The organism is Burkholderia sp. MBR-1 (assembly GCF_013822785.1).
In the GTDB taxonomy this organism is placed as follows: domain Bacteria; phylum Pseudomonadota; class Gammaproteobacteria; order Burkholderiales; family Burkholderiaceae; genus Burkholderia; species Burkholderia vietnamiensis.
Map to the genome: position 1 here is coordinate 130,057 of NZ_CP053610.1, position 24,036 is coordinate 154,092.

22 protein-coding genes are annotated in these 24,036 nt (G+C 63.6%); 14 read left to right on the forward strand and 8 right to left on the reverse strand.

What is annotated here, in order from left to right; all coding sequences use genetic code 11:
- Positions 1-88: 88 nt before the first annotated feature.
- Complete coding sequence (locus tag MBR110_RS15485; RefSeq protein ID WP_045578219.1) at positions 89-1,621, reverse strand: GGDEF domain-containing protein; 1,533 nt, start codon at positions 1,619-1,621, stop codon at positions 89-91.
- 518 nt (positions 1,622-2,139) lie between these two features.
- On the opposite strand from MBR110_RS15485, the gene MBR110_RS15490 reads away from it, so the two are divergent.
- From MBR110_RS15490 to MBR110_RS15505, 4 genes are all read left to right on the forward strand, one after another.
- Positions 2,140-3,675 (forward strand): amino acid permease, encoded by a 1,536-nt coding sequence (locus tag MBR110_RS15490; protein WP_059462411.1) that lies wholly within the window; start codon positions 2,140-2,142, stop codon positions 3,673-3,675.
- Positions 3,676-4,005: 330 nt separating this feature from the next.
- Complete coding sequence (locus MBR110_RS15495) at positions 4,006-4,251, forward strand: DUF3717 domain-containing protein (RefSeq protein WP_011881452.1); 246 nt, start codon at positions 4,006-4,008, stop codon at positions 4,249-4,251.
- A gap of 201 nt (positions 4,252-4,452) precedes the next feature.
- Complete coding sequence (locus tag MBR110_RS15500) at positions 4,453-5,370, forward strand: LysR family transcriptional regulator (RefSeq protein ID WP_011881453.1); 918 nt, start codon at positions 4,453-4,455, stop codon at positions 5,368-5,370.
- An 81-nt stretch (positions 5,371-5,451) separates the two neighbouring features.
- Positions 5,452-6,255 (forward strand): alpha/beta fold hydrolase, encoded by an 804-nt coding sequence (locus tag MBR110_RS15505; protein ID WP_014724543.1) that lies wholly within the window; start codon positions 5,452-5,454, stop codon positions 6,253-6,255.
- Positions 6,256-6,301: 46 nt separating this feature from the next.
- Here the strand turns inward: MBR110_RS15505 and MBR110_RS15510 are convergent, their stop codons facing one another.
- Positions 6,302-6,655, reverse strand: a complete 354-nt coding sequence (locus MBR110_RS15510) for a hypothetical protein (RefSeq protein ID WP_011881455.1) — start codon at positions 6,653-6,655, stop codon at positions 6,302-6,304.
- Between the two features lie 210 nt (positions 6,656-6,865).
- The gene (gene hutC / locus MBR110_RS15515; protein WP_011881456.1) at positions 6,866-7,561 is read right to left on the reverse strand and encodes a histidine utilization repressor; all 696 of its coding nucleotides are present in this window, start codon (positions 7,559-7,561) and stop codon (positions 6,866-6,868) included.
- A 543-nt stretch (positions 7,562-8,104) separates the two neighbouring features.
- Between hutC and MBR110_RS15520 the strand changes: the two genes are divergently transcribed.
- The 4 genes from MBR110_RS15520 to MBR110_RS15535 all read left to right on the forward strand — a co-directional run bounded on the left by MBR110_RS15520 (position 8,105) and on the right by MBR110_RS15535 (position 10,099).
- The gene (locus MBR110_RS15520) at positions 8,105-8,242 is read left to right on the forward strand and encodes an HHHH-motif protein (RefSeq protein WP_014724546.1); all 138 of its coding nucleotides are present in this window, start codon (positions 8,105-8,107) and stop codon (positions 8,240-8,242) included.
- Positions 8,243-8,303: 61 nt separating this feature from the next.
- Positions 8,304-8,789: a DUF3761 domain-containing protein gene (locus MBR110_RS15525; protein ID WP_059889577.1), complete on the forward strand. Its 486-nt coding sequence runs from the start codon at positions 8,304-8,306 to the stop codon at positions 8,787-8,789.
- Positions 8,790-9,060: 271 nt separating this feature from the next.
- The gene (locus MBR110_RS15530; RefSeq protein ID WP_034194934.1) at positions 9,061-9,399 is read left to right on the forward strand and encodes a DMT family transporter; all 339 of its coding nucleotides are present in this window, start codon (positions 9,061-9,063) and stop codon (positions 9,397-9,399) included.
- A 244-nt stretch (positions 9,400-9,643) separates the two neighbouring features.
- Entirely contained in the window at positions 9,644-10,099 is a 456-nt protein-coding gene (locus tag MBR110_RS15535; protein ID WP_059562530.1) for a GNAT family N-acetyltransferase, read from the forward strand.
- An 82-nt stretch (positions 10,100-10,181) separates the two neighbouring features.
- Here MBR110_RS15535 and MBR110_RS15540 read toward each other — a convergent pair whose 3' ends face one another.
- Positions 10,182-11,342, reverse strand: a complete 1,161-nt coding sequence (locus MBR110_RS15540; RefSeq protein ID WP_034193953.1) for an IS30 family transposase — start codon at positions 11,340-11,342, stop codon at positions 10,182-10,184.
- A 266-nt stretch (positions 11,343-11,608) separates the two neighbouring features.
- Between MBR110_RS15540 and MBR110_RS15545 the strand changes: the two genes are divergently transcribed.
- The 4 genes from MBR110_RS15545 to MBR110_RS15560 all read left to right on the forward strand — a co-directional run bounded on the left by MBR110_RS15545 (position 11,609) and on the right by MBR110_RS15560 (position 15,097).
- A protein-coding gene (locus tag MBR110_RS15545; RefSeq protein WP_155626725.1) for an IS3 family transposase occupies positions 11,609-12,789 on the forward strand; the annotation gives its coding sequence in 2 pieces (ribosomal slippage) (positions 11,609-11,861 and positions 11,861-12,789; 1,182 coding nt in all).
- 118 nt (positions 12,790-12,907) lie between these two features.
- Positions 12,908-13,411, forward strand: a complete 504-nt coding sequence (locus MBR110_RS15550; protein WP_176025871.1) for a hypothetical protein — start codon at positions 12,908-12,910, stop codon at positions 13,409-13,411.
- Between the two features lie 129 nt (positions 13,412-13,540).
- Positions 13,541-13,921 (forward strand): hypothetical protein, encoded by a 381-nt coding sequence (locus tag MBR110_RS15555; RefSeq protein ID WP_011881461.1) that lies wholly within the window; start codon positions 13,541-13,543, stop codon positions 13,919-13,921.
- A 348-nt stretch (positions 13,922-14,269) separates the two neighbouring features.
- Entirely contained in the window at positions 14,270-15,097 is an 828-nt protein-coding gene (locus MBR110_RS15560) for a class I SAM-dependent methyltransferase (RefSeq protein ID WP_181709406.1), read from the forward strand.
- 299 nt (positions 15,098-15,396) lie between these two features.
- Here the strand turns inward: MBR110_RS15560 and MBR110_RS15565 are convergent, their stop codons facing one another.
- From MBR110_RS15565 to MBR110_RS15575, 3 genes are all read right to left on the reverse strand, one after another.
- Positions 15,397-16,356 carry a hypothetical protein gene (locus MBR110_RS15565; RefSeq protein ID WP_014724552.1) on the reverse strand — a complete coding sequence of 320 codons (960 nt, stop codon included), beginning with the start codon at positions 16,354-16,356 and terminating at the stop codon, positions 15,397-15,399.
- Between the two features lie 103 nt (positions 16,357-16,459).
- Entirely contained in the window at positions 16,460-18,103 is a 1,644-nt protein-coding gene (locus MBR110_RS15570; RefSeq protein ID WP_014724553.1) for a DUF2334 domain-containing protein, read from the reverse strand.
- A gap of 12 nt (positions 18,104-18,115) precedes the next feature.
- Entirely contained in the window at positions 18,116-18,499 is a 384-nt protein-coding gene (locus tag MBR110_RS15575) for a hypothetical protein (RefSeq protein ID WP_224056520.1), read from the reverse strand.
- A gap of 817 nt (positions 18,500-19,316) precedes the next feature.
- Here MBR110_RS15575 and MBR110_RS15580 point away from each other — a divergent pair.
- Together MBR110_RS15580 and MBR110_RS15585 are read left to right on the forward strand one after the other, a co-directional pair.
- On the forward strand, positions 19,317-21,275 hold the full coding sequence (locus MBR110_RS15580; RefSeq protein ID WP_014724560.1) for a glycosyl transferase family protein: 1,959 nt from the start codon (positions 19,317-19,319) through the stop codon (positions 21,273-21,275).
- Positions 21,272-22,966 carry a bacteriophage N4 adsorption protein A gene (locus MBR110_RS15585; RefSeq protein WP_014724561.1) on the forward strand — a complete coding sequence of 565 codons (1,695 nt, stop codon included), beginning with the start codon at positions 21,272-21,274 and terminating at the stop codon, positions 22,964-22,966. The genes MBR110_RS15580 and MBR110_RS15585 overlap by 4 nt, the downstream gene beginning before the upstream one ends.
- 39 nt (positions 22,967-23,005) lie before the next feature.
- Here the strand turns inward: MBR110_RS15585 and MBR110_RS15590 are convergent, their stop codons facing one another.
- Entirely contained in the window at positions 23,006-23,986 is a 981-nt protein-coding gene (locus tag MBR110_RS15590) for a hypothetical protein (protein ID WP_014724562.1), read from the reverse strand.
- Positions 23,987-24,036 lie beyond the last annotated feature (50 nt).

The window sequence follows — 24,036 nt, forward strand, 5'->3', positions numbered from 1 at the left end:
CCGCTCGCGCAGCTGGCGTTACGCTAGCCGAACGCGGCCGGCCTGTCCACGGGGACGTGGCGCGGCACGGCGGCCGGCCGCGGCGGCGTCACGCGTCGGCCGCGCTCGTCGCGGCGTCCGACACGCGATTGCGGCCGCCCGACTTCGCGCGGTACAGCGCTTCGTCGGCCAGCCGCAGCAGCGTCGCTGCGCTCACGCGGCCGCCGACGGAGGTCGCGACGCCGATGCTCACCGTCAGGTGCCCGTACGGGCTGCGCTCGTGCGCGATGTCGAGCGCGGCGATCGAGCGCCGGATCGCGTCGGCGACGGTCGCCGCACCGCGCGCATCGGTGTCGGGCAGCGTGACCACGAATTCCTCGCCGCCGTAGCGCGCGACGTGATCGCTGTTGCGGCGCAGGCAGCGCGACGCGGTTTGCGCGACGCGACGCAGCACGTCGTCGCCGGCGAGGTGGCCGTAATGATCGTTGAAGGCCTTGAAGTGATCGACGTCGACGAACAGCACCGACAGCGGGCGCCCGCTGCGCGACGCGCGCTGGGCTTCCTTCGTGAGCACCGTGTCGAAGGTGCCGCGATTCTCGACGCCGGTCAGCGAATCGGTGTGCGCGAGCCGGTACAGCTTCGACTCGGCGATCTGCCGGCGCTTGAGCTCGCGCGACAGCGCGAGCGAGCCGCCCGCGATGAACGCGGTGAACAGGCCCATCAGCACGGCCGTCCAGATCGTGCGGTGCCGCCACGATGCATAGATGTCGGTCTCGGCGGGCGCGACGTCGACGGTCAGCGGCAGGTTCGCGAGGTGCTTGTACACATAGATGCGCCGCACGTCGTCGATCACGCCGACGCCGACGATCGCGCCTTCGCGGTTGCGTCGCGCTTCGATGAACAGCTGCGCGTCGCGCAGGTTCAGCCCCACCATGCGCGCGTCGTACGGCAGGCGCGACACGAGCGCGCCGTTGTCCTCGATGATCGCCGCGCTGCCGTGCGTGCCGACCGCGAGACCGTCGAGCAGCGCGCGGAAATAATCGACGCTGAGCGTGCCGACGACGATCCCGCCGAACGACCCGTCGGGCAACGTGATCCGGCGACTCAGTGCGATCGTCAGCGCGCCGCTGCGCAGCCGCGACGCATACGGGCGGCTGATGTAAAGCCCCTGCGCGAGCCCGTCGCGATGGACGGTGAAATAATCGCGATCGGAAAAATTGCCTTGCCGCGGCGGCGAGACGCCCGAATCGATCACGATATTGCCGCGCGTATCCATCACGAAAATGGCGCCGAGATACGCGCCGTTTGCCGCGCGGTCGAACAGCATCCGATGACGCTGGGTGGCCGGCAATGCTGCCAATTCGGGATCGGCGAGCCCGTCCACGACGTTTTGCAGCGATAGATCATACAATTCGATATTGCGCGAAATATCGCGCTCGATCAGAAGCAGCAGGTTGCGCGCATTTTCGACCGCGTGGTCGTATGCGTCGCGACGTGCCTCGATCAAAAGTGATGCCGACAATCCCCAGCTGAATACCAGTAGCGCGATACCTGCGACCAGTACGCCCCGGGGCGACAGAATGCGGGACACGACCGACGGGGTATAGCGGCGCAATGCGACAAGCAGCGGGCGTAGCTTCATCCTGGAGGGGTGGGGGCGCGGGCATTTCGTCGTCGACGATTGCGCACGTTGATTATTTCGGAGTGAATCGCATTATCTCGCGAAATCGGAATTCTCGCCGCGCGAGGCAAAACATGCATCTCAACTGTCGATTTGAAAACGGTTACGCATCATTACCCTGGTCGGATGAATGACGTTGATTCAAATCAATTTTCAGTATCGGTTATTTCGTCTGATTATTGTGAATGTCCGCGGCAAAATGTCGTTTTCAGCCAGTATTTTCGCCATCGTGAAATAGGGGCGTACCACGTCCGCGGATTGCCCGCCACGCCGCGTGCAAAGCGCCGGCTGCGCCGCCGCGCCGGAATCGCCGCGCGTTCCGCGGCCGGGCCGTCGCGGGCGAATCGGGTAGAATCCGCGCTTCGCCGCAGCCGCGCGGCGTGCAACGCATATCGGGGCCGTATCGCAGGCGGCACACCGCGTCCCGATTCCGCATGCGCCGGCCCTGGATGCCGGCTCGCTCAACGTTCGTCTCGTTTATGTCTGCAATCCCGAATTCCGACCCACCCGGTTCGCCCGCGAACCCTCCCACGCTTCATCGCGCGCTCAAGGCGCGCCATCTGACGATGATCGCCATCGGCGGCTCGATCGGCACGGGCCTGTTCGTCGCGTCCGGCGCGTCGATCTCGCAGGCCGGCCCCGGCGGCGCGATGGTCGCGTACATGCTGATCGGCCTGATGGTCTACTTCCTGATGACGAGCCTCGGCGAAATGGCCGCGTTCATGCCGGTGTCGGGCTCGTTCGCGACCTACGGCGCGAAATACGTCGATGAAGGTTTCGGCTTCGCGCTCGGCTGGAACTACTGGTACAACTGGGCGGTGACGATCGCGGTCGAACTCGTCGCCGCGCAGCTCGTGATGCACTACTGGTTCCCGGACGTGCCGGGCGTGTGGTGGAGCGCCGCGTTCCTCGCGGTGATGTTCCTGCTCAACGCGCTGACGGTGCGCGGCTTTGGCGAGGCCGAATACTGGTTCGCGCTGATCAAGGTCGTCACGGTGCTCGCGTTCATCGGCGTCGGCCTGCTGATGATCTTCGGCATTCTGAAGGGCGCGCCGGCCAACGGCTGGGGCAACCTGACGATCGGCGATGCGCCGTTCGCCGGCGGCTTGCCGGCGCTGATGGGCGTCGCGATGATCGCGGGCTTCTCGTTCCAGGGCACCGAGCTGATCGGCGTCGCGGCCGGCGAATCGGAGCATCCGCGCACGACGATCCCGCGTGCGGTCCGCCAGGTGTTCTGGCGCATCCTGCTGTTCTACGTGCTGGCGATCTTCGTGATCGGCGTGCTGATTCCGTACACCGATCCGAACCTGCTGAAGAGCGACGTGACCGACATCGGCGTGAGTCCGTTTACGCTCGTGTTCCGTCATGCGGGCCTCGCTTTCGCGGCCGGCGTGATGAACGCGGTGATCCTGACGGCCGTGCTGTCGGCCGGCAACTCGGGGATGTATGCGTCGACGCGCATGCTCTACAACCTCGCGACCGAAGGCCGCGCGCCGAAGCTGTTCGCGAAGCTGTCGCCGGGCGGCGTGCCGCGCAACGCGCTGTACGCGACGACCGCCGTCGGCGCGCTGTGCTTCTTCACGTCGCTGTACGGCGACAAGACCGTCTACCTGTGGCTGCTGAACACGTCGGGCATGACGGGCTTCATCGCGTGGCTCGGGATCGCGATCAGCCATTACCGGTTCCGCAAGGGTTACGTGACGCAGGGCTACAGCATCGAGCAGCTGCCGTACCAGTCGAAGTGGTTCCCGTTCGGCCCGCTGTTCGCGTTCGTGCTGTGCATGGTGATCGCGCTCGGGCAGGACTATCAGGCGTTTCTCGCGAACCGCATCGACTGGGCGGGCGTGGCCGCCACCTATGTCGGCATCCCGCTGTTCGTCGTCGTCTGGCTCGGCTACCGGCTCATGAACCGGAGCCGCTTCGTGCGCTACGAGGACATGGAAATTGCGCCGTGGATCGCCGCGAACCGCGGCGGCGCTGCGCCGCGCGTCGAGAACCGCGAGACGGCCGGCTGATTTCGCCGTCGCCTTCGCCGGCCGCGGCACCGCGGCACCGTGACGCCGTGACGCCGGTGCGGCCGTGCCGTGTGCGATCCGCGATCCGCGATCCGCGATGAAAACGGGAAGCCGCACGTGCTTCCCGTTTTTTTTGTCGGCTTTCCGCTGCGCGGGGTCAAAGCCGGTTATATTTCCCGACCCTACCGGGCTCTCGTCCCGGCCGGCGCGATGCGCGCCGCGCGGATCGGCATCCGGCGCGCGCCTCGGGCGGCGGCCGGCCGCGCCCGCCGTTTTCATCGTTCCGCCGCGGCCTGCACGGCCGGCGGAACGCGCAACCCAGAGGAATCCATGAGCGCATCACCCGCCGAGCGGAAGGCCGGACCTGTTTCCATCGTGCGAATCGAAGCCGCGATCAATGCGTGGCGCGAAGTGTATCCGCCGGCACCGGACGGCGAAGACGGCTACGTGCTCGACGCGGGCAGCAACTGCCTCGCCGAGCTGTACGGCACGATGATCTGCTACCGGTTGCCCGACGTGCCGCTCGATTCGCTCAGCGACGCGCAGCGCGACGCGCTGTACGCGACCGAGGCATGACGCGGCCGCCGCGCTGCTGCGCTGTCGCGGCGCGGTGTCGGTGATGGAACGGGAAGCCGCGCGGCTTCCCGTTTTGCTTTGTGCGGCGGCGCCCATTGCCCGCGCCGGCTGAGGTATCGTGACGGCATCGCGAGCGGGCGCTCACGGCGTGGCGAGCGCGGGCATCTGCGCACGGTGCCGCGCGTCCGGGAGGAATCGAACATGGAGTTGAGACATCTGCGCTACTTCGTCGCGGTGGCCGAGGAGCGGAATTTCACGCGCGCGGCCGAGCGGCTGCATATCGCGCAGCCGCCGCTGAGCCGGCAGATCCAGCAGCTCGAGGAGGCGCTCGGCGTGTCGCTGTTCGAGCGCAATGCGCGGCCGCTGAAGCTGACCGACGCCGGGCGCTTCTTCTATTCGCACGCGGTGCAGCTGCTCGCGCAGACGGCCGAACTCGAATCGATGACCAAGCGCGTCGGCAAGATCGAGCGCAGCATGTCGGTCGGCTTCGTCGGCTCGACGCTGTACGGGATGCTGCCGAAAATCATCCGGCGTTTTCGCAGCGAGTATCCGGCCGTCGAGCTGAGCCTGCACGAAATGTCGACGATGGATCAGATCAAGGCGCTGAAGGAAGGGCGCATCGACGTCGGGTTCGGGCGGATTCGCCACGAAGATCCGAGCGTGCGGCGCGTCGTGCTGCGCGAGGAACGGATGATCGTCGCGCTGCCGGTCGGTCACGCGCTCGACGGCGCGAAGCCGGTGCTGTCGCTGCACGACCTCGTGAACGACACGCTGATCATCTTCCCGAAGGCGCCGCGACCGAGCTATGCGGACCAGGTGCTCGCGGCGTTCCACGACCGCGCGCTGCAGCCGCGGCGCATCTACGAGACGCGCGAACTGCAGATCGCGCTGGGCCTCGTCGCGATGGGCGAGGGCGTGTCCGTCGTGCCGCACAGCGTGTACGGGCTCAAGCGCGACGACATCAGCTACAAGCCGCTCGACGATCCGAACCTCGTGTCGCCGATCATCATGAGCATGCGGATGCTCGACGAATCGGAGGACATCCGCGCGATACAGGCGCTGATCTACCGGCTCTACGACGAGTCGCAGATCGAGTATCTGCATCCGCAGCCCGAATGAGCGCGCCGCCGCCGGCGGCTTGCTCGACGCCGCGCGTGCGGCCGCCATCATGCAGACGACTGACCACCCACACGTGCACCCATGACCGACATCGTAATCGACGAAAGCTGGATCGAGACGCCGTACGGGCGTCTCTTTGCTAAGCGCTGGCGCGGCGCGCAGCCAGCCGGGCAGGCGTGCGCCGCACCGATCGTGCTGCTGCACGATTCGCTCGGCTGTGTCGAGCTTTGGCGCGACTTCCCCGCGCAGCTCGCGCGTGCCGCTGCGCGCGACGTGATTGCATACGACCGGCTCGGCTTCGGCCGTTCGGACCGTCACCCAGGACAACTCGCCGCGACGTTCGTGCGCGATGAGGCCGAGCACGACTTCGCCGCGGTACTGGAAGGGTTCGGCGTCGACCCGTTCGTCGCGCTCGGGCACAGCGTGGGCGGCGGGATGGCGGTTGCGTGCGCGGCCGCGCATGCGCGACGCTGCCGGGCGCTGATCACGGTCGCCGCGCAGGCATTCGTGGAAGGTCGCACGCTGGACGGCATTCGCGACGCCGCCCGGCAATTCGACGCACCGGGGCAGCTCGACCGCCTCGCCCGGTATCACGGCGACAAGGCCGAGTGGGTGCTGCGTGCCTGGGTCGACACGTGGCTGTCGCCCGCGTTCCGCGACTGGACGCTCGACGACGAACTGCCGCACGTGCGCTGCGCGACGCTTGCGATTCACGGCGCGCAGGACGAGTACGGCTCGGATGCGCATCCGAAGCGGATCGCCGCGCGTGTGGCGGGGCCGTCGTCGTGGCTGTTACTCGACCGATGCGGGCACATCCCGCACCGCGAGCGTCCCGCCGACGTGCTCGCGGCCGTCGCGACGCTGCTGCACGACGCGCACGCGTAAGCGCGCGCCCGCTGCGACGCACGCGGCGAGCCGCGCCCGCCGACGCTCAGAACGCCAGCTGGATCGCGAGATCGATCGCGAGCAGCGCGATCGAGCAGCCGATCCCGAGCACCACGTTCGGCACCCGATGCTCGAAATCGCGATGGTCGCGGCGCATCGCGGCGCCGAGCAGGAAGATCGCCTCGACGACGATCTGCAGCCCGACGAACAACAGCATCAGCAGATACTCGTAACCCATCTGCTTGAACGCGCCGAATTGCATCCCGTGATCGCGGATCCACTGGCCGACGCGCAACAGCTCGTAGGCGAACAGCAACGCGGGAAACAGATAGCTGATGAAGTAAGTCGGCGCTGTGGCGTGCCGCAGCTCGAGGTGGAAGTGCTGATGCGTGGTAGCCATCACGAAGCCCTCCTTGCAATGCATGATTGCGGTCGCGACGGCGGCGCGGCGAGGTGCGGGCCAAACGGATGTCCCGATGCTGCGTGCGCGGCCGTACGACGTCAGCATACTGCTGCACGGGAAATTTGGCATGCGCTGACGGCGTTCGTCGTAACAAACCTGTTGTGCAGTGCGCAAACGGGGTAGCGCGCGGCGAGGTCGCGTGCGTGCTCAGAAATGCCCGGTGAACCGATAGCGGCTGCCGGGATGCCACAGATTCGCGACCGACGCGACCATCCCCTGCGACCACGTGCGCCGATGCAGCAGCAGGCACGGTTCGCGTTCGTCCATCGTCAGATGGCGGCGTGTCTGCGCATCGGGCAGCGCGGCCTCGATCCGGTATTCGACCCGCTGCAGCGGCGCGACGCGCGTCAGGTACTGGTTCGGCGTCGTCGCCGTGAAGTCCTGCAACGCGTATTCGGGCGCGCAGGCCGGATTGACCCAGCGTTCTTCCAGTTGCACGGGCGTGTCGTTCTCGAAGTGCAGCACGCGCGAATGGAAAATCGGGCTGCCGGTGTCGAGCTGCAATTCATCGGCGAGCGCTGCATCGGCGACGGCGGCGCCGACTTCGAGCACCTGCGCGTGGTACGCATGGCCGCGCGCGGCGACTTCGTCCGAGATGCTGCGGATCGCGACCAGCGTCGACTCGTATTTCGGCGATGCGACATAGGTGCCGGAGCCGCGCGTGCGCGTGAGCACCTGCTCGGCCGTCAGCTCGCGCAGCGCGCGGTTGACCGTCATGCGCGCGACGTTGAATTCGCGCGCAAGCTCGTTCTCCGACGGCACCTGGTCGCCTTCCGCCCACTCGCCCGAATGAATGCGCGCGAGGATGAAGTCCTTGATTTCCTGATAGATCGGTGTGGTCATGGCATTGCTGTTCGAGAGACGGCGGTCGTCCGCGGTTCGTCCCGGGTTCATCCGGTGCCCGGGCGGAGTGTACCGGGTTCGATGCCGCGCCGGCCCGCTTGCGGGCCGGTGCTTCGGGTAAGTCCGGCGTCCACGCGATGTGCTCGCGACCGGCTGCACCGGCGGCAACAGCCGCATCGGGCACGCGGCGGCTGCAAAAGTATAGACAAATGCATGGTTGCGCCTCTGACAGGAACGCCATGAAGAAACGCCATGAAGAAACGCGCGCTCGGTATTGCCCTTGCCTGCATCGCGGTCGGTGCGCACGCAAAGGATGGGTCGACGATCCGCTTCGTCGCCGCAGGGTGGCGACAGTCGAATGGCGGACGAGTGCGCCGTCGAAAGCATCGGAAGCCTATGTCGCGTCGATCGTTCGCTTCGTGTTGTCGTTACGTGTGGGTGTCAAACATCGTCAATTCAGTCCTGACCGGTACACCGCGTAGGGTCGGCGGGCGTTAAGCCGGTATCAGCCGAATCGGCGGCTGACCTATCCGGGAGCGTTCCATGAACCGCATCGTGAAGATTTTGACGGCCGGCGCACTCGCATGTGCCGTGCTCGTGCCGGCCCTCGCCGAAGCGCATTCGCACCGCGTGTGCCATTTCGATCATCACCACCATCGCGTGTGCCGCTGGGTGCGCTGAGCATGGCTTTGCCCGGCTACGGCCGGGACGATTTCGCGATACAGGCAATCAGGAGAGGATGATGAAAAAGACGATGTTGATCGCCGCGTTTGCCGCGAGCTTCGGCCTGTCGGCCGCTGCGTTCGCACAGGTGCAGGCGCCGGCCAGCGCGCCGGCTGGCACGACCGGCATGTGCAAGGACGGCTCGTTCTATGCGGGCGCGTCGAAGAAGGGCGCGTGCGCAGGACACAAAGGCGTGAAGGCCTGGTATGGCGCGTCGGCTGCTGCTGCGGGCAGCGCATCGGCCAGCGCATCGGCAGCAGTGCCCGCGACGGCTGCGTCGGGCGGTGCTGCGTCCGGCGCCGCGCCGGTGAAAAGCGCGTCGGCCGCCGCCGCCGCAGCCGCGCCGGGCGGCGGCGCGGGCAAGGTATGGGCCAACGACAGCACGAAGGTCTATCACTGCTCGACCGACAAGTATTACGGCAAGACCAAGCACGGCAGCTACATGTCGGAAGCCGATGCGAAGGCGAAGGGCTTTCACCCGTCGCACGGCAAAGCCTGCTCGTAAGGCGATGGCGCGGGTAGGTTCCGCGCCGAGTCCGTCGACGCGCCGTTGGGCGTCGTGCCCCGCCGTTGTGGCGGGGCTTTTTTGTTTCGTTGCGGATCGTCGGGGGCAGCCTCGGGTTGAGTCCGGAGCCATGAAGCGTCCGACGATGACACGTTGAGCATCGTTGACAACCGTTCCTCGTTTTGGGACGATATTTTCAGTCTCGGGGTACCGCTACCTCTTACGCTTGCTCTAACGTTCGGTATAAACGTTGGGCTGGCGAGGTACGTTCATGTCCCCCACCCAAGCCGCATGGCTCATTCTTGCTGCGAGCGTCGCCGCTGAATCACTCGGCACTGCAGCCCTCAATCTCTCCGTTGGCTTTACTCGCCTGCTTCCGTCAGTACTGACCGTGACGTTCTACGTGGCAGCTGTCATTCTGATGGCCGTCGCGACGAAGAGAATCGAAATGAGTTTGGCATACGCAGCCTGGGCTGGAAGCAGCGCCGTGCTGACGGTAGTGATAGGTTTCGTCTGGTTTGGAGAGTCGATGAACGTCGTTAAGGCGATTGGATTGATCGCTGCGATATCCGGCATCGTTTTGCTGAACTTCAGCAGCAACGGCGCATAGCCCGCCCACGGACGCTTCGGAGAACGTTGGATGACTGCGCAGGGACGGGTTATGCGCGTGCATGAACGCCAGTGTCCGGGCCGGTTGCCGCGCTTGAGTGTGGGGCGCAGTACGGCCAATTTGAGACGTTCGACAGTTCCAGATGGATCGTTGACAATCTGCGAATGTGCTCCGACCAGCAGCCGCCGTCGATTGCACTTCCGCTAGCCGGCGTGGCGCTTTAATTTCCCGTGCTTATTTAGCTGTGACCATCGCTTTGGAATCCCCCGATCAACCGGACGTGATCGCCCTCATCGCCGATCTGGATGCTTACCAAGATACGTTGTATCCGCCTGAGAGCAGGCACGCCCTGGATCTCGCATCGTTGAAGCAATCGAATGTCCTGTTTGCTGTCGCGCGGGACATTGAGGGCCAGGCGATCGGCTGTGGAGCAATCGTTGTCGGCCCGGATTTTGGCGAACTCAAACGAATGTATGTCAGCCCTCGCGGACGAGGACAAGGCATCGCCAAGCAACTCATCGCTTTCCTCGAGACACGGGCCATAGATCTTGGCTGCAGGTTGCTCAAACTTGAAACGGGTCCATACCAACAGGAGGCGTTGGCTTTGTATGCTTCAGCGGGCTACGAGCGCCGGGGGCCGTTTGGAGATTACACGGACGATCCATTGAGTGTGTTCATGCAGAAACACATTGCTGCCTGAACGTTCGTGCTGGATGTCCGCTAACGAGAGAGCTACAGGGCGGATCAGAGGCGATTACTTTCGGATGCAGTCGGCTGCAGATTCAACCGGTCGATGCAACAGATTGATGGAACCGCTGGGCGGGTGTGTCAAAGTTTAGCGTCTTACGCGGACGCTCGTTGAGACGCCTCGCTACAGCGTCGAGTTGGGCTTGGGAATAGGCAGAGAGGTCGGTGCCTTTCGGGAAGTACTGCCTCAGCAGTCCGTTCATGTTTTCATTCGAGCCGCGTTGCCACGGATTCTGCGGATCGCAGAAATAGACCTGAATCTTGGTCGCCACGGTAAAGCGTTTGTGATCAGCCATTTCCGTGCCCCTGTCCCAGGTCAGCGATTTATATAGTTCTCGAGGTAACTTGCTGGCGTGTCGTATCAGCGCGTTGACCACAGCCTCGGAATCCTTACCGGCTACTTTTACCAGCATCACGTATCGACTCTGACGTTCGACAAGAGTCGCAATCTGGCTGGTCGCGTTGCCAAACAGCAAGTCACCTTCCCAGTGCCCGGGTATCGCGCGATCCTCCGCCGTCGCGGGGCGTTCACTGATCGATACAGCGTCGCGAATGTTCGTGCGGTCTTCGGTTTTCAATGTGTGATGGCGAGACCGGCGCATCGCTCGAGAGCGTCGCAAGTGTTCAAGCAATTCCTTTTTCAGGGCACCGCGGGCTTGAATATAGAGGCTCCGATAGATCGTCTCGTGTGACACCAGATGGTCCTTGTTGACGGCATACGCATGCTTGAGCCAACCAGAAATCTGCTCAGGGGACCACTGCAGCCTCAGCTTTGCAGCGACAACTCGCGCCAGCGTCTGGTTGCTCACTAATTTGCAAATCTTTGGGCGACGTGCCCGATCCCAGGCGAGCTCATCCGCACGGCTCGCTCGATAACCTTGGCTGCCTCCGTTGCGCTGCAGCTCGCGGCTGATCGTGGAAGGAGCACGTCCCAGCTTGACCGCAATAGACCGAATCGATAATCCGCTCACCAGGCAGCGAGAGATTTCCTCGCGTTCCGCGAGCGTCAATGTCTGCGGTGCGCGACGTCTTTGCGGAGGCTCGATGCCGCCGGCCTCTGACAGAATCCGCTGTATCGAAGAGTGGCCCCGATCGAACAGTTTGGCAATTTGATGAATCGTTTCACCTTTACGCCAGCGGTCCCACATGAGTGCTTTCTGACTCTCAGAATAGTAGATCCTCGGCCTCTGCTTCATTTGCAACACCTCCACTGCTTGCGCAGATTCTAGTGTGTTGCATCGACCGGTTGAATCTGCAGCCAGTTTCGGTCACTCGACATGGCCCCTTGTATCGTCAACAATTTGGAGCGCGAGTGTCGGGCTCGAATAGCGTTTATATAACAGTGAGGCTTTTTCGGAATCCTCCGTGTCGGACTGGTCCCGATTTGAGATCTGAGCTTCCCCTGAAATTTCGCCTTCCATCGAGTCATGTATAAACTCGACGGAAAGGAAGGGAATCAGGGATGTTCAAGGTACCGAAACAATCGTACACGCCGGAATTCAAGGTTGCAGCCGTGCAGCGGGTCAAGGACGGCCAGGGCTTTGCTGTGGTGGCCCGGGAACTGGGCATGTCGGAGCAGACGCTGCGCCACTGGGTAAAGGCCGAGGCGTCGGGCAAGCTGAATGGAGCCGGAGCGAAGCCAGTTACGCCGGAGCAGATGGAGCTTTCGCGCATGCGCGCCGAGATCAAGCGCCTGCAACTGGAACTTGAGATCGCAAAAAAAGCGGCAGCATACTTCGCGAAGGACCTGCTGTGAGGTATGCCTGGATCGACCAGCAGGTCGGGCAGTATCCGCTGTCGTCGCTGTGCGGGGTGTTGTCGGTCAGCGTGAACGGTTATCGCGCGTGGAAGCGCGGCGGCAAGTCGGGGCGAACGCGACTGACGGACACGCAATTGCTGACGCTGATCTGGACGGTGCACGCCGAGGTCAAAGGAGCATACGGTTCGCCGCGCATGACTGAGGAAATCCGTGATCGAGGCTTTCCGGCCAGCAAGGAGCGCGTGGAACGGCTGATGCGTGAGCATGGCATCCAGGCGCGGCACAAGCGCCGTTACCGGGTGACGACCGATTCGAAACACAAGCTGCCGGTCGCGCCAAACCTGTTGAACCGCGAGTTCACGCCCGCCGCGCCGAATCAGGTGTTCAGCTCGGACATCACATATATCTGGGCCGACGAGGGCTGGCTGTACCTGGCCGTGGTGCTCGACCTGTTCAACCGGGAGGTGGTGGGCTGGTCGATCAAGCCGCGCATGACGGCGGGTCTCGTGACGGACGCGCTGACGATGGCTTGGTTCCGCCGCCGTCCCGCGCCGGGTGCACTGTGCCATTCGGATAGAGGCAGCCAATACGCGAGTCACGAGTTCCAGCGCAAGCTGAGCGCCTACGGCATGCGCTGCTCAATGAGTCGCAAGGGAAGCTGTTGGGACAATGCCCCAACGGAAAGCTTCTTCAACAGCTTGAAGAACGAACGGGTTCACGCCACGCGCTACCGGACGCATCAGGACGCGAAGGCCGATCTGTTCGAATACATCGAAGTGTTTTACAACCGCACTCGTCGTCATTCGTCGCTCGGCTTTGTGTCTCCGGAAAGGTATCTTCAGGACTGGATCAACGCTCAGCAGACCAAGAATGCGGCTGCATAACTCAGGACCGTTGGAAGGCGAAAAACCGAGGGAAGCTCAATCCTACGCAGCGTAGCACCGCATCACAGGCAGCGCGAGGCTAGGTAGCGGAAAACGGTGCAAGGTGCAGGCAACAAAAATGACGAAAAGTAAGAAATGGAAAATCGCTGGTTTGATAGCCGTGCTGATCAGCGTCGGCGTTCTCATGAAGCTCAAGGTCCACTTTGGATACTTCGCACACGATAAAGCAGCCTCCTTGTCGGCTGAACGAGTTGCGATCCAACGATTCAATAACAAGCAATTCGACGCCATCTACGACAGCTTCGCTGACAACGTAAGGAAGTCTGTGTCGCGCCCTCAGGCAGTAGAGTCAATGAAGGAGACTTTTGACCAATACGGATCGATCACTGAGGACATCGAGGGCGCGACAACCTGCTTCCCGGAACAGGTGCGGATGGTCCGGTGGCTGAAATCAGCGAAGGGAAACGATCTAACTGCCATGATGATTTGGTTCGTGCCAGACGGAGAGAAAGCAGAATTGGTGATGATGCAGATCGTCCCCGGGCATAGCCCGGTCAATCCGGAGACCGTGCGCGCACACTCGTGCTCTGGCCGAGCATACGCCGCGCCCGGTGCTCGATAAACATGAAGCACATCGATCGGGAAATGCCGGCCAGATTCGGTCACTCGACAGGATTGTCTAGATCGTCAACAATCAGGTGCTCGGCACCGTTTCGGCTAGGGGCGCACATCAAATTTCGGGGAGAGAATCTTGTTTTTTAACTGGTTTAGAAAAAAGAACGAGCCGGTAGGTCCCGACTACGCGGACATCGACTCTCAAGCAAAGGCTGAAGCCCTTTACAAAAGCGGCGCTCTCGGAAAATTATTACTTATGCCGCGCGAATTCGGCGGCCCTGACTCGGGGCTGAACGTTGTCTACGTGCCGGCCTATGTCATTGAGATCAAGCAGTCGATGGACCGCAACATCATCGCTCCGCTAGTGCAATCGGGCAAGGTCACAAGGTACGAAGCTACGCCAGAGTATCAAGGGAGTAGCTTTATTCCGACAGCCATCAAAGTAGAAGCGAGTGAGCCTGGGCAGTTCTCGTCCACGATCAAGATATGGGGCGAAGCGCTTCGTCGTCAAGATTGATGACCGTTGCCGGTGTGACCGAGGTCCGCTCGGGTGGGCACGGGACCGGTGCATCAGGCAGCAGGTGGCCGAGGCCGTGTAAAAATCACGCAGAATGGCTCACCGGTGATGCCCGGTGGGAAGCGCCGTTGCGTGAGGCCGAGATACCGGCGGAACGGCCGCTTTGTAGAACGCCGACCGACCGCTCCGGGTCAATCCGAGACGGTCGCACGTTGCAACGCGTCTGCCGACCGCATTCGGCCATTTTGATACGTTCGACATCGCGGTGTGGTTCGTCGACAATCCGCTGGGGGTTCAGCCTCCAGCGTCACAACTGCCCCAACTCGCGAACAATCGGATGGCGCAAGAATGACCTCGCACGCAGAAATATATTTGAGAGATTTTCATCGCCGCCGGGCAGGAGCAACGCGTCGAGCCTATGGTAATCGACCTGCCCGATCTGGGCAGGCGGCATACCCTTCCTCCTATCACGCACTGGCGAATCGTGTGCCGAATGAAGCGATGTCGCGGACTGTCCTCGACCTGGCATGTGGCGATGGGCCATTGCTGCAAATTCTGAACGACAGGGGGCATGCAGCCACGAAGCTGATTGGCATAGACATGAGCGATGGCGAGTTGAGCGTGGCTCGGGGAATATTGCCGCACGAAATACGATTGCTCAACGAGCGCGCACAAGAAATGTCGCTCGATAGCGGTTCAGTAGACTACGTGCTGTCGCACATGGCTCTCATGTTGATGGACGATATCGAACAAGTGGTCCGAGAGATTCGCCGGGTATTACGTGACGGCGGCAGTTTTTCCGCTATCGTGGGGCGGAGCTTTTTGACCGGCAAGGTCGGCGAAGTCTTTTTGGACATCTTCAAGTCAATCGCGAAGGCTCGGCTCACCGAGTTGCGACTCGGCGACGCGCGCACGCGCAGTGAAGCCGGTTGGCAAGAACTGCTAAAACGCGATTTTGTTGATGTGGCTTTTGAAGACATCGACATCGACTGGACGCCTACACCCGAGCAGCTGTGGTTGGACGTGCTGGACACCTACGATGCCGACCGGATGTCGGAAGCGGCGCGCGCGCAGTTCAAAAGTGAACTGTTGTCGGCGTTCGCGCCCATGCAAAGCGAAGACGGTACGTTGCAAACTGGATGGGGCCTGCGTCTTGTTCAGGCCACTGCTGCCTAGCGGCGAGTTCGAGGGACGGCTCAGGTAGCACTGAGGTCGCCTGTAGAGGCTCTCAACCTGGGCTGATCTGCGACGGTCGCACGTCGCAGGGCTAGCCGGCTGCATCCGACCAGACGCGAATGCTATCGGCGCCACGCCTGACGCTGAATGGCCGTTAGAGGCAAATCTGACAGGCCGCACCGTGTCGAAAGCCCACATCCACGGAACTCCACGAAGATTACTTTTCGCCGTTTCGCGACGCGCTGCAATGCGCAATGCGCGATACACGACACCGCCTCACCGGCACGCTAGTCACCCCCTCACTGCCCAACCCCGCCCGCCGCGACCGCTCGCGGCCGACCCTTGCGGCCCACGAGCTCCCGCGTAAGCGCATCCGACACATAATGCGGGCCGTCGAACAAATACACCGAATACCCGCGATAAACAGCCAATTGCGCGGCCAGCTCATCCGCAGTGGCCGCGCGAAACCCACCACGCTCCGCGGGTCGGAACGCCTCCGCGATCAGCCGCACGCGTCGCTTGCCCAGGCGCGCGGCCAAGTCATCGACGTACGTACGCGCGACATACGGTTCGCGCGCATACACGCCGCAGCCGTCCTGAAACAACACACCGACATCCGCGGGCAGCCACGTGACGAGCCAGTCAGCCAGCGCCTTCCCGCCGATGTTGCTCTGGTCGTACACGCTCACCCACAGCGGTCGCGGCAACCGGTTCAGGATCGCCGCGAGCTTCGGCGCGTCCTGCCAGGTCGGATCGATTTCGACGGGGAAGTAATAGCCGGTGACATGCAGCGGAACCGGCGCGCGTGCGACCGCGACCGACTGATCGGCAAGTGCCGACAGCTGCGTGCGCGCACGCCGTTCGTCCTGGTAGCCAGCCAGGCCGAGGATCACGTTGCGGGCCCACGGCTCGCGGCCGATGCGTTGCCAGTCGGGAAGATGCGAGGCCGTGCGCATGCCGGTGCCGGCGAGATACGCGGTATCGTCGACGGCACTCCACTGGATCAACAGCTCATGCACGCCGAGCTGCTGCCAGTTGCCGGCCGGATTGATCGTCGCGTTGTCGAGCTGCCAGACGATGCCGTCGGCGTGCACGTCGTGCGCCGTCCAGCTGCAAGCGGTCATCGCCAGCGACGCGGCAACGGCCGCGAACGGCGTCGCATGCGCCACGTGCACGCGCCGGCGCGGCCCGGCGGCCTGCCGGAGCCGGCCGATACGCTGCCGAAACCTGCGCAACGCGCGGATGGCATAGATGGTCATCGCTTGCCTCCAGATAAGCCCTCCCGCGCATCATCGTAGCCCATCCGAAGCACACGCGCGATCCGCATCGTCATTGCGGATCGCGCGCTTGCGGCCAGCCGCGTCACTTGGCCGTCGTGCCGTCCACCCAGGTATATCCGAGGTTCGTGATGCCGGTCACGAGACTCTGGAAATCCTGCAATGCAGGCAGCCGGAGGTCGGGTTCGAGCCAGTACGGATGGAAGAAGAACGACGCGAAGCCGTCGCGCACGGCCAGCCCGTACTGTGCATTGGTCACGAGCTGCTGCCACGTGTACGTGATGCACGAGAACTGGTCGATACTGCAAATGTTGTACTGGATGCTGCCCAGGTTCTCCGGAATGATCCGCTGTCCGTAGTAATCGGAGTTGATGATGTACGGGAAGAACTGCCCGGCCGAAAAGTCCTGGTTGGGTGCGCCGGTGCCGAGCTGTGGATTGGTCGCCGTGTAGTAGACGGCCCGCTGGAACGTGGTCGGGAACGTCGCGGCCGTCGCCGCCGCCGCCTTGGGCGACACCTGATACTGCGGCGCAGCCCAGCCGACGATCTTGTAGCCGTTGGCCGTGAACTCGAGCAGCCCGTTCGTCATTCTGTCCTCCGCCCATTGCACCGAGTCCTCGTCGACCGGCCGGTTCTGCACCGCGTACCAAAACTCGTAGTCGCTGCCGCTGACGGCAGTCAGCAGATTCGGCGTCGAGTCGTACTGGTGCGTGTAGCCATGCATCACGATCGAGCCGCCGCGCGGGATTGCGTAGTTCAGCGCATTCTTGAGCCCCGTTGCCTGCGCGAGATGGATGGTCTGTGGCACGCCGCCGTTGTAATAACCGTTCGGGTCGGTATACAGCGGAATGGTCGCCATCGTGAACTTGATCCTCTTCGAGTACAGGTAGTCGGTGAGCTGCTTCATCGAACTCGTCGTCGTATAGGCGTCGAGGTCCTCGAGACGCACGAGCGCACGATGATTCACCGGTGCGTTGGTCTGCAGTATGTCGTGCAGCATGTCGCAGATCACGAGGTAGCGATCCGTCGGCCCGATGTAGGAGAACGGAACGTCGGCGAAGTACCAGAGGCGGCCCGAGCGCATCACGTACGGCGCGGTTGCGCCGCTCTGGCTGTTCTTCATCGTGACGAGCACCTGCGCCTTGGTCGCATCGACCACCTGCGTCAGGCCGACGTCCGGGTCCGCGCTGACGGCGCCGGTCGACGCGTTGTACGCGTAGTACTTCACCATCGGCAGGTTCTTGTAGGTGATCGTGTCGTAGAAGCCGGGGTTCGGATTGCTCGACGAAGGCGTCGCGTTCAGCCCGGCCAGCCCCTGAAAACTGAACCCGAAGGTCTGGTTGAACGTGTACGCCGTGTTCCATGCGAGCTGCCACAGGTTGTACTTGAACCAGACGACCGTCTTCGTGGCGGTCATCACGTCGCTCATGAACGCGGTCGGAATCGGGTTGTTGTAGTAATCGCCGATGTAGAACGTCACGTCGTGATTGCCGACCATGCCCGACGTGTAGTTCTGGATCGGAACCAGGTCCACGGTCGTATTGAAGTGGCCGAGCAGATTGCGCAACATGATGCTGTACATCAGTCCGAGCTTCGAATACGGGTCGTTGGCCGGGTTGTCGTAGAGCACGAGCGTGCGGGCAGTGGTGGTCTGCGCGTGGGCCGTGCCGGGCGTCGCGATTTGCACGAAGCCGGCCAGCAGCGCGATGACGATCAGGATCTTCTTCATGGCCGTTTCTCCCTATTCGCGTTCCACGTTGCCGCCAGCCTTCTTGACGGATTTGGGGCTGAACGGCGGGCGGCCGGTCTCCTTGTAGGCCTTTTCCCAATCCTCGTCGGACATGCCGGCCTTCACGCGCACGTGCGCGGAGCCGTTCGGCAACGGCGGTGGCTTCACCTTGCCGCTGGACGAGCTGCTGGCTTGCTGCGCGTTCGCGGCCTGGAGCGGGCCCGTCACGACGAGCGCGGACGTCAATGCAACGAGCAGCCCGACGGCGCTCACCCCGGTTCGGAAAGAGTGGTTTCGATGCGAAGGCATGGTGTTCATCCTTTGATAGGCAAATTGCGATCGCCTCGTTCGGGAAACGAGCACGACCAGCCCCCCCGATCCGTAGCTGGACTTCATGTCGTGATTTGTTGTGCGCCTGATACCGGATAAGCAAATGAAACCGGTCGGCTGTGTTTCAAGCCAGATCCATACCATCCACCGCAAACGCGCGCCGTGCCGGGACGCCGACATCAGCGCCGCGCGGCAAGCCGGAATTGCAGCGATAAACGTTGCACGCGCGTAACGCGGGCACAACGCGGGGCCCGATCGCGAGTGCCGCGGCGAACGTCGCGCGACGCACGCGCGGCGCGCTGCGCACCGCCGCGCGCGGGCCGGCTGGCGGGCCGTTCGAATGGCGGCCCATCATGCCGCCGAGCGCGACGTGCGCGCCGTTCGTCCGAGCCGCGCGCGGTCGTGGCCGGCGTCGCTGCGCGGCCGACCTGTCGGGCAGCTTTCACGCGCGGCGCGACCGCACGTTTCAGTGCTGAAACATTTGGCCTGCCTTCGCGGTGCCGGCCGCCTGCCGCGCATGCCGGCACCCCGCGAGCGACAAGGATTGCGTGCCGATGGCGCACGACTTGCTTGACGAATCGTGCGTGCGGACGGCGGTGTACGGGGGGCCGTGCGACGCGACCGACGCCGGCGGTTTCGCGTGGGCATGACCGCAGCAGTGTGCGGCGTCTCGTTGGAATCAGCGTCGGAAAATTTGCGCGAGCGCGTCGATGGCGCCTGATGCGTGAGCGTGCGATTCGGCCGCGCGGGCGCCGCTTCAGAGCCGCACGCGCAGCGGGCAGGAACGGAAGGGCAGTTGTACCGGGGGCGAGGTGGGGCTGCTTATCGGCCTTGCGTCGGCAGGCGCAAACAGCACTGACAAGCGACAATCGCGGAAAACATGATGAACCATACAATATGGAGTGCGTATCTGTCGGCGCTCGACGTCGTCGCCATCGTGACCGCGATCGTCATCCTGATCAGCACGCTCGACGATCTCACGCTCGATGCCTGTTACTGGTCGTTCGAAATCCGCCGGGTCCTGCGTCGCGAGAAGGCGCCAGCCATCGACATCGGCATGCTGCGCGCGCTCGACGAGCGTTATCTGGCGCTGATGGTGCCGGCCTGGAAAGAGTATGACGTGATCGCGAAGATGATCGAGAACACGCTCGCGACCATCGAGTACGAACGCTATGTGATCTTCGTCGGCACCTATCACAACGATGCCGAAACTACGGCCGAAGTCGAACGGATGGTTCGACGCTACCCCGGGCGCGTCACGCGCGCGACGGTGCGCAACGACGGGCCGACCTGCAAGGCCGACTGCCTGAACTGGATTCTCGATGCGATCCTGCGTTACGAGGACGTCCACCGCATTCAGTTCGCCGGCGTCGTGATGCACGACTGCGAGGACGTGATTCACCCGGCCGAATTGAAGTACCTGAACCACGCGGTCACGCAGAGCGACCTCGTGCAGCTTCCCGTGCTGTCGTTGCCGCGCAAATGGAACGAGTTCGTCGCCGGCTGTTACCTCGACGATTTCAGCGAAACGCATCAGAAGGACGTGCCGGTGCGCGCGCGTCTGACCGGCGTCGTGCCCGGCGCGGGCGTGGCGTCGTGCTACAGCCGCCGCGCGATCGACGCGGCGATGAAGGCGAGCGGCGGCAACGCGTTCAACACCAGTTCGCTGACCGAGGACTACGACTTCAGCTTCCGGCTGAGGGACCTCGGGATGACGGAGACGTTCGCCCGCTTCCCGCTGTCGGACGTCGCGCGCGATGCGCAGGCGCGCAACGCGCGCAAAGGCGCGGCACGTGAGAACCTGCTCGCGACGCGCGAGTATTTTCCGAAGACGTTCAGAACAGCATACCGGCAGCGCGCGCGCTGGGTGCTCGGCATCGCGTTTCAAGGCTGGGAGCAGCTCGGCTGGAAAGGCGACCTGCTCACCCGCTACATGTTCTTCCACGATCGCAAGGGCATCGTGACGTCGCTGTTCTCGGTGATCGCCTACGTCGTGCTGCTCAATTTCGTGCTGCTTGCCGTCCTCGAGAAAACCGGCCATGCGCTCCCGGCCAGCGTTCATTTCGCGACGAACGGCCCGTGGATCGCGCCGCTGCTGTGGGTGAACACCTTCATGCTGGTCGCGCGCGCCGGACAGCGCGTGCACTTCGTCAGCAAGCTGAACGGCCCGCTGCAGGGGGTGCTGTCGGTCCCGCGGATGTTCGTCAACAACATGATCAACTTCTACGCGGTTTGCCGCGCGTGGCGCATCTATCTCGGCCACCTGGTGAGCGGCAAGCCGATCGCGTGGGACAAGACCAGCCACACCTATCTGTCGAACGAAGCGCTCGGGAAAGTGCGGCGCAGGATCGGCGAGATCCTGGTCGGCTGGGGCGTGCTGTCGCTCGAGCAGCTGCAGGCATGCCTCGACAAGCAAGTGACGTGCGGCAAGCGGCTCGGCGAGCTGTTGCTCGACGCGAGCATGCTGTCGACCGAATCGCTCGCCGACGCGATCGCCGAGCAGGCCGATCTGCCGCGCGTGAGCCTGGGCAACGTTGCTGTCGGCCATTTCGCGGACTCGCTGGCCTTCGAGTTGCAGTACGCGTATCGCGCGATTCCGTTTTCCACCGCCGACGACGGCACGCTGAACATCGCGGTCGGCCGCCCGCTCACTCAGGACGAACAGGAGGTCGTGCGACGCGGCGCGCGTACCAACGTCGCGTACTTCATCGCGTGCGATGCGGAAATTTCCGCCGAACTCGCGCGGCACTCGCGCTTCGTCGAGATCTCGCGGCTACGCGACGGCGACGGCGCGTCGATGCAGGCATCTGCGGCGATTCGGCCGTCGGGAGAACAGGCATGAAACGCTCGACCCGTCCGATCACCGCCGGCCTCGCGCGCTGCGCGCGGCTCAGCGCACTGGCGCTCGCCATGTCGCTCGCGTGGCAGCCGCCCGCGCACGCTGCCCGGCCGCTCGTCCCCAAAGCGTTCCGGCTGGCCGACGGCGCCTACAAGGCAATCGACGCCGGCGACCTGCCCCGCGCGGAGGTGTATGCGTTGCGCGCACTGCAGATCCAGCCGGGCAGCGAGCAGCTCGGACTGTTGCTCGTCGACGTGTACCGGCGCGAAGGCAAGGTCGACGACGCCGACGCGCTGCTCGAATCGCTGAGCACACGCTTTCCGAACAGCGCGGCCGTGCTCGCGCAGCACGGTTATCTCGCGCAGCGCCAGATGCGCTACGACGTCGCGTGCCGCGACTTCTCGGCCGCCGTGGCGGGCGGCAAGTGGAGCGCGGAGCAGCAGCGCAACCTGCGGCTCGCATGGTCGGACAGCGCGCTCGCGGCGAACCGTCCGCATGAAGCGGGCATCGCGCTCGCGCCGCTCGCCGATGAAAAATCCGCGGTGATCCAGGTGCGCATCGCGCAATTGAGCCTGCAGGCCGGCGATCACGACACGGCGATCCGGATGGCCGAACTGGCCGCCAGCGACGCGGCGACGGACACCGAACGCAACATGGCCGCCGCGATCGCCGCGCAGGCGCGGCAGGTCGATCGGCCGCCGCAGGCACCGGCCGACGACTCGGCGATGCAGCATCTGCAACACGCGTACGACCTGCTGCGCGAGCACCGCGATCGCGATGCGCTCGACGCGTTCCAGCAAGGCTTCGCCGGCGGCGCCGGCAACGCGATGAACTATGCGGATGCCGGCTATGCGGCGAAGCGGATCGGCCTGAACGACGAATCGGTGCAGATGTTCGAGCACAGTCTCGATGCCGACGAAAGCGAGCACGCGTTCGACACGCAGCGCAAGTTCGGCTATCGGCGCGAAGTCGAGCAACTGCAGCGCACGTGGGGTTTCGTGCTGAGCGCGCCGTATCAATCGGCCGCGTTCGGCCCGCAAGGAACGATCAGCGTGCTGCAGCCGGGCGTCGAGGCGTACTGGCAGCCGCCGAAGATCGGCTACCAGAACGGGCGCATCCTGCAGTTCTTCGTGCGCGGTTACGGCACCGCGTACGACGGCAACGGCAACGTGACCGGCATGCCGACGGTGCAGGGGTCGGTGGGCGTGCGCTACAAGCCGATACCGGATCAGAACGTGGTGATGACCGCCGAGCGGCTGTTCCACATCGGCAGCCTGTCGATGACGGACTGGCTGATGCGTTTGGGATATTCGTCGGAAGCGGGCACCGACCTGCGCGTGACCGAGCCGAGCTGGCGCAGCTGGCAGGCCTATGTAGAAGGCGCCTATTTCATTCACGCGGGGCGCTACATCGTTTATTCGGAGCTGCGCTATGGCCACACGTGGCGTCTGCCGATGCTCGGCAATCGTCTGACCGTCTATCCGCACGTCGCGGTGGCGGGCGATCACGACAACCGTGAGAAGGACGAGACGGCGATCGGCGTGGGGCCGGGCATCCAGTTCCGGTACTGGTTCCGCGAAGGGCGCTATACGGCGCCGGCGAGCTACGTCGATGTGACGGTGCAATACCGGTTTCCGTTGACGTCAGCGGCCCGCGCACGTGGTCTCGTGGTGCGCGCGACATTGTGGTTCTGAGCGGCTGCGCTGACGCCTGGACGGATCGCTACGACGCGATCAGCTGGGCGATTTGAGCGTGATGATCGTTTGACGCAGCAGCTTGAAGTAGCCGCTCGTCGAATACGGGAGCATCTCCTCGACGTAGTTCCACCAGAAGAACCCGCCGATGAAGCGCGGATCGGTCATGCTGTTGACCATCGGGTAGTAGGTGGTGATGAGGTTCTGCTGCACCGACGTCGGCGCGGCGATGTCCGACGTGCCGATTTCGCCGAAGCCGACCTTCGCGTTCGGGAAGATGCTTTCCAGCGCCGCGAAGTCGTTCTTCCACGACGGGCTCAGGCCCGGGCAGTCCTGATACGGGTAGTAGCTGAACAGCGCGTAGTCGGCTTGCTGGCGCACCGTGGACGACAGGAAATTCGTCGGCCAGGTCTTCCAGTAATCCTGCGGCTTCGCCCAGCAGTTGTTGCCCTTGCTGTCGTCGTTGTAGTACAGCGTGATGGCCGTCTTGCCGCCGTTCGATTTCACGATCGTATTGGCCGCGGCGACCATCTGGCCGATCTGCTGCTCTTCCGAGTTGACCACCGTGTTGGTGCCGTTCGGGTCGTTGCGCAGCCATTCGCCGTTGATTTCGTTCGCGATTTCCCACACGTCGACGGTGTTCTTCAGCTGCGACACCAGTTCCTGCGTGCGCGCCTGGTACGCCGACAGCGTCGTCGGGAAATAGTACGAATCGTAGATTTCGCCCATCACGTATGCGACCGAGTGCAGGCGCAGCAGCGGCGCGTAGTAGTCGGCCGCCGACGTGCCCGGATCGAACACGACGCGCACCGTCGGGCGGTACGGCAGGTTCTGCAGCGACGCGACGATCGCATCGAGTTTGGTCAGGTCGTCCAGCGTGACCCCATAGACGGGGTTCTTCAAAGGCTCGACCTGGGCCTGGGCCGACTGGGACAGCGGCATCAGACCGGCACAAGCCACGCATGCGGCGATGGCCGTACGCGAGATAGTTTTCGTCAGCTTAATCAAAACTCGTTCCATCCTATGTTCAGAGGAAGCGAGATTTTAGACGAAAATAAAAGCTAATTATC

Bases quoted from the DNA above. Each gene is read 5' to 3' on its own strand.
- MBR110_RS15485 (WP_045578219.1), bottom strand. From the start codon at position 1,621: ATGAAGCTACGCCCGCTGCTTGTCGCATTGCGCCGCTATACCCCGTCG.
- MBR110_RS15490 (WP_059462411.1), top strand. From the start codon at position 2,140: ATGTCTGCAATCCCGAATTCCGACCCACCCGGTTCGCCCGCGAACCCT.
- MBR110_RS15495 (WP_011881452.1), top strand. From the start codon at position 4,006: ATGAGCGCATCACCCGCCGAGCGGAAGGCCGGACCTGTTTCCATCGTG.
- MBR110_RS15500 (WP_011881453.1), top strand. From the start codon at position 4,453: ATGGAGTTGAGACATCTGCGCTACTTCGTCGCGGTGGCCGAGGAGCGG.
- MBR110_RS15505 (WP_014724543.1), top strand. From the start codon at position 5,452: ATGACCGACATCGTAATCGACGAAAGCTGGATCGAGACGCCGTACGGG.
- MBR110_RS15510 (WP_011881455.1), bottom strand. From the start codon at position 6,655: ATGGCTACCACGCATCAGCACTTCCACCTCGAGCTGCGGCACGCCACA.
- hutC (WP_011881456.1), bottom strand. From the start codon at position 7,561: ATGACCACACCGATCTATCAGGAAATCAAGGACTTCATCCTCGCGCGC.
- MBR110_RS15520 (WP_014724546.1), top strand. From the start codon at position 8,105: ATGAACCGCATCGTGAAGATTTTGACGGCCGGCGCACTCGCATGTGCC.
- MBR110_RS15525 (WP_059889577.1), top strand. From the start codon at position 8,304: ATGAAAAAGACGATGTTGATCGCCGCGTTTGCCGCGAGCTTCGGCCTG.
- MBR110_RS15530 (WP_034194934.1), top strand. From the start codon at position 9,061: ATGTCCCCCACCCAAGCCGCATGGCTCATTCTTGCTGCGAGCGTCGCC.
- MBR110_RS15540 (WP_034193953.1), bottom strand. From the start codon at position 11,342: ATGAAGCAGAGGCCGAGGATCTACTATTCTGAGAGTCAGAAAGCACTC.
- MBR110_RS15550 (WP_176025871.1), top strand. From the start codon at position 12,908: ATGACGAAAAGTAAGAAATGGAAAATCGCTGGTTTGATAGCCGTGCTG.
- MBR110_RS15560 (WP_181709406.1), top strand. From the start codon at position 14,270: ATGACCTCGCACGCAGAAATATATTTGAGAGATTTTCATCGCCGCCGG.
- MBR110_RS15565 (WP_014724552.1), bottom strand. From the start codon at position 16,356: ATGACCATCTATGCCATCCGCGCGTTGCGCAGGTTTCGGCAGCGTATC.
- MBR110_RS15570 (WP_014724553.1), bottom strand. From the start codon at position 18,103: ATGAAGAAGATCCTGATCGTCATCGCGCTGCTGGCCGGCTTCGTGCAA.
- MBR110_RS15575 (WP_224056520.1), bottom strand. From the start codon at position 18,499: ATGAAGTCCAGCTACGGATCGGGGGGGCTGGTCGTGCTCGTTTCCCGA.
- MBR110_RS15580 (WP_014724560.1), top strand. From the start codon at position 19,317: ATGAACCATACAATATGGAGTGCGTATCTGTCGGCGCTCGACGTCGTC.
- MBR110_RS15585 (WP_014724561.1), top strand. From the start codon at position 21,272: ATGAAACGCTCGACCCGTCCGATCACCGCCGGCCTCGCGCGCTGCGCG.
- MBR110_RS15590 (WP_014724562.1), bottom strand. From the start codon at position 23,986: ATGGAACGAGTTTTGATTAAGCTGACGAAAACTATCTCGCGTACGGCC.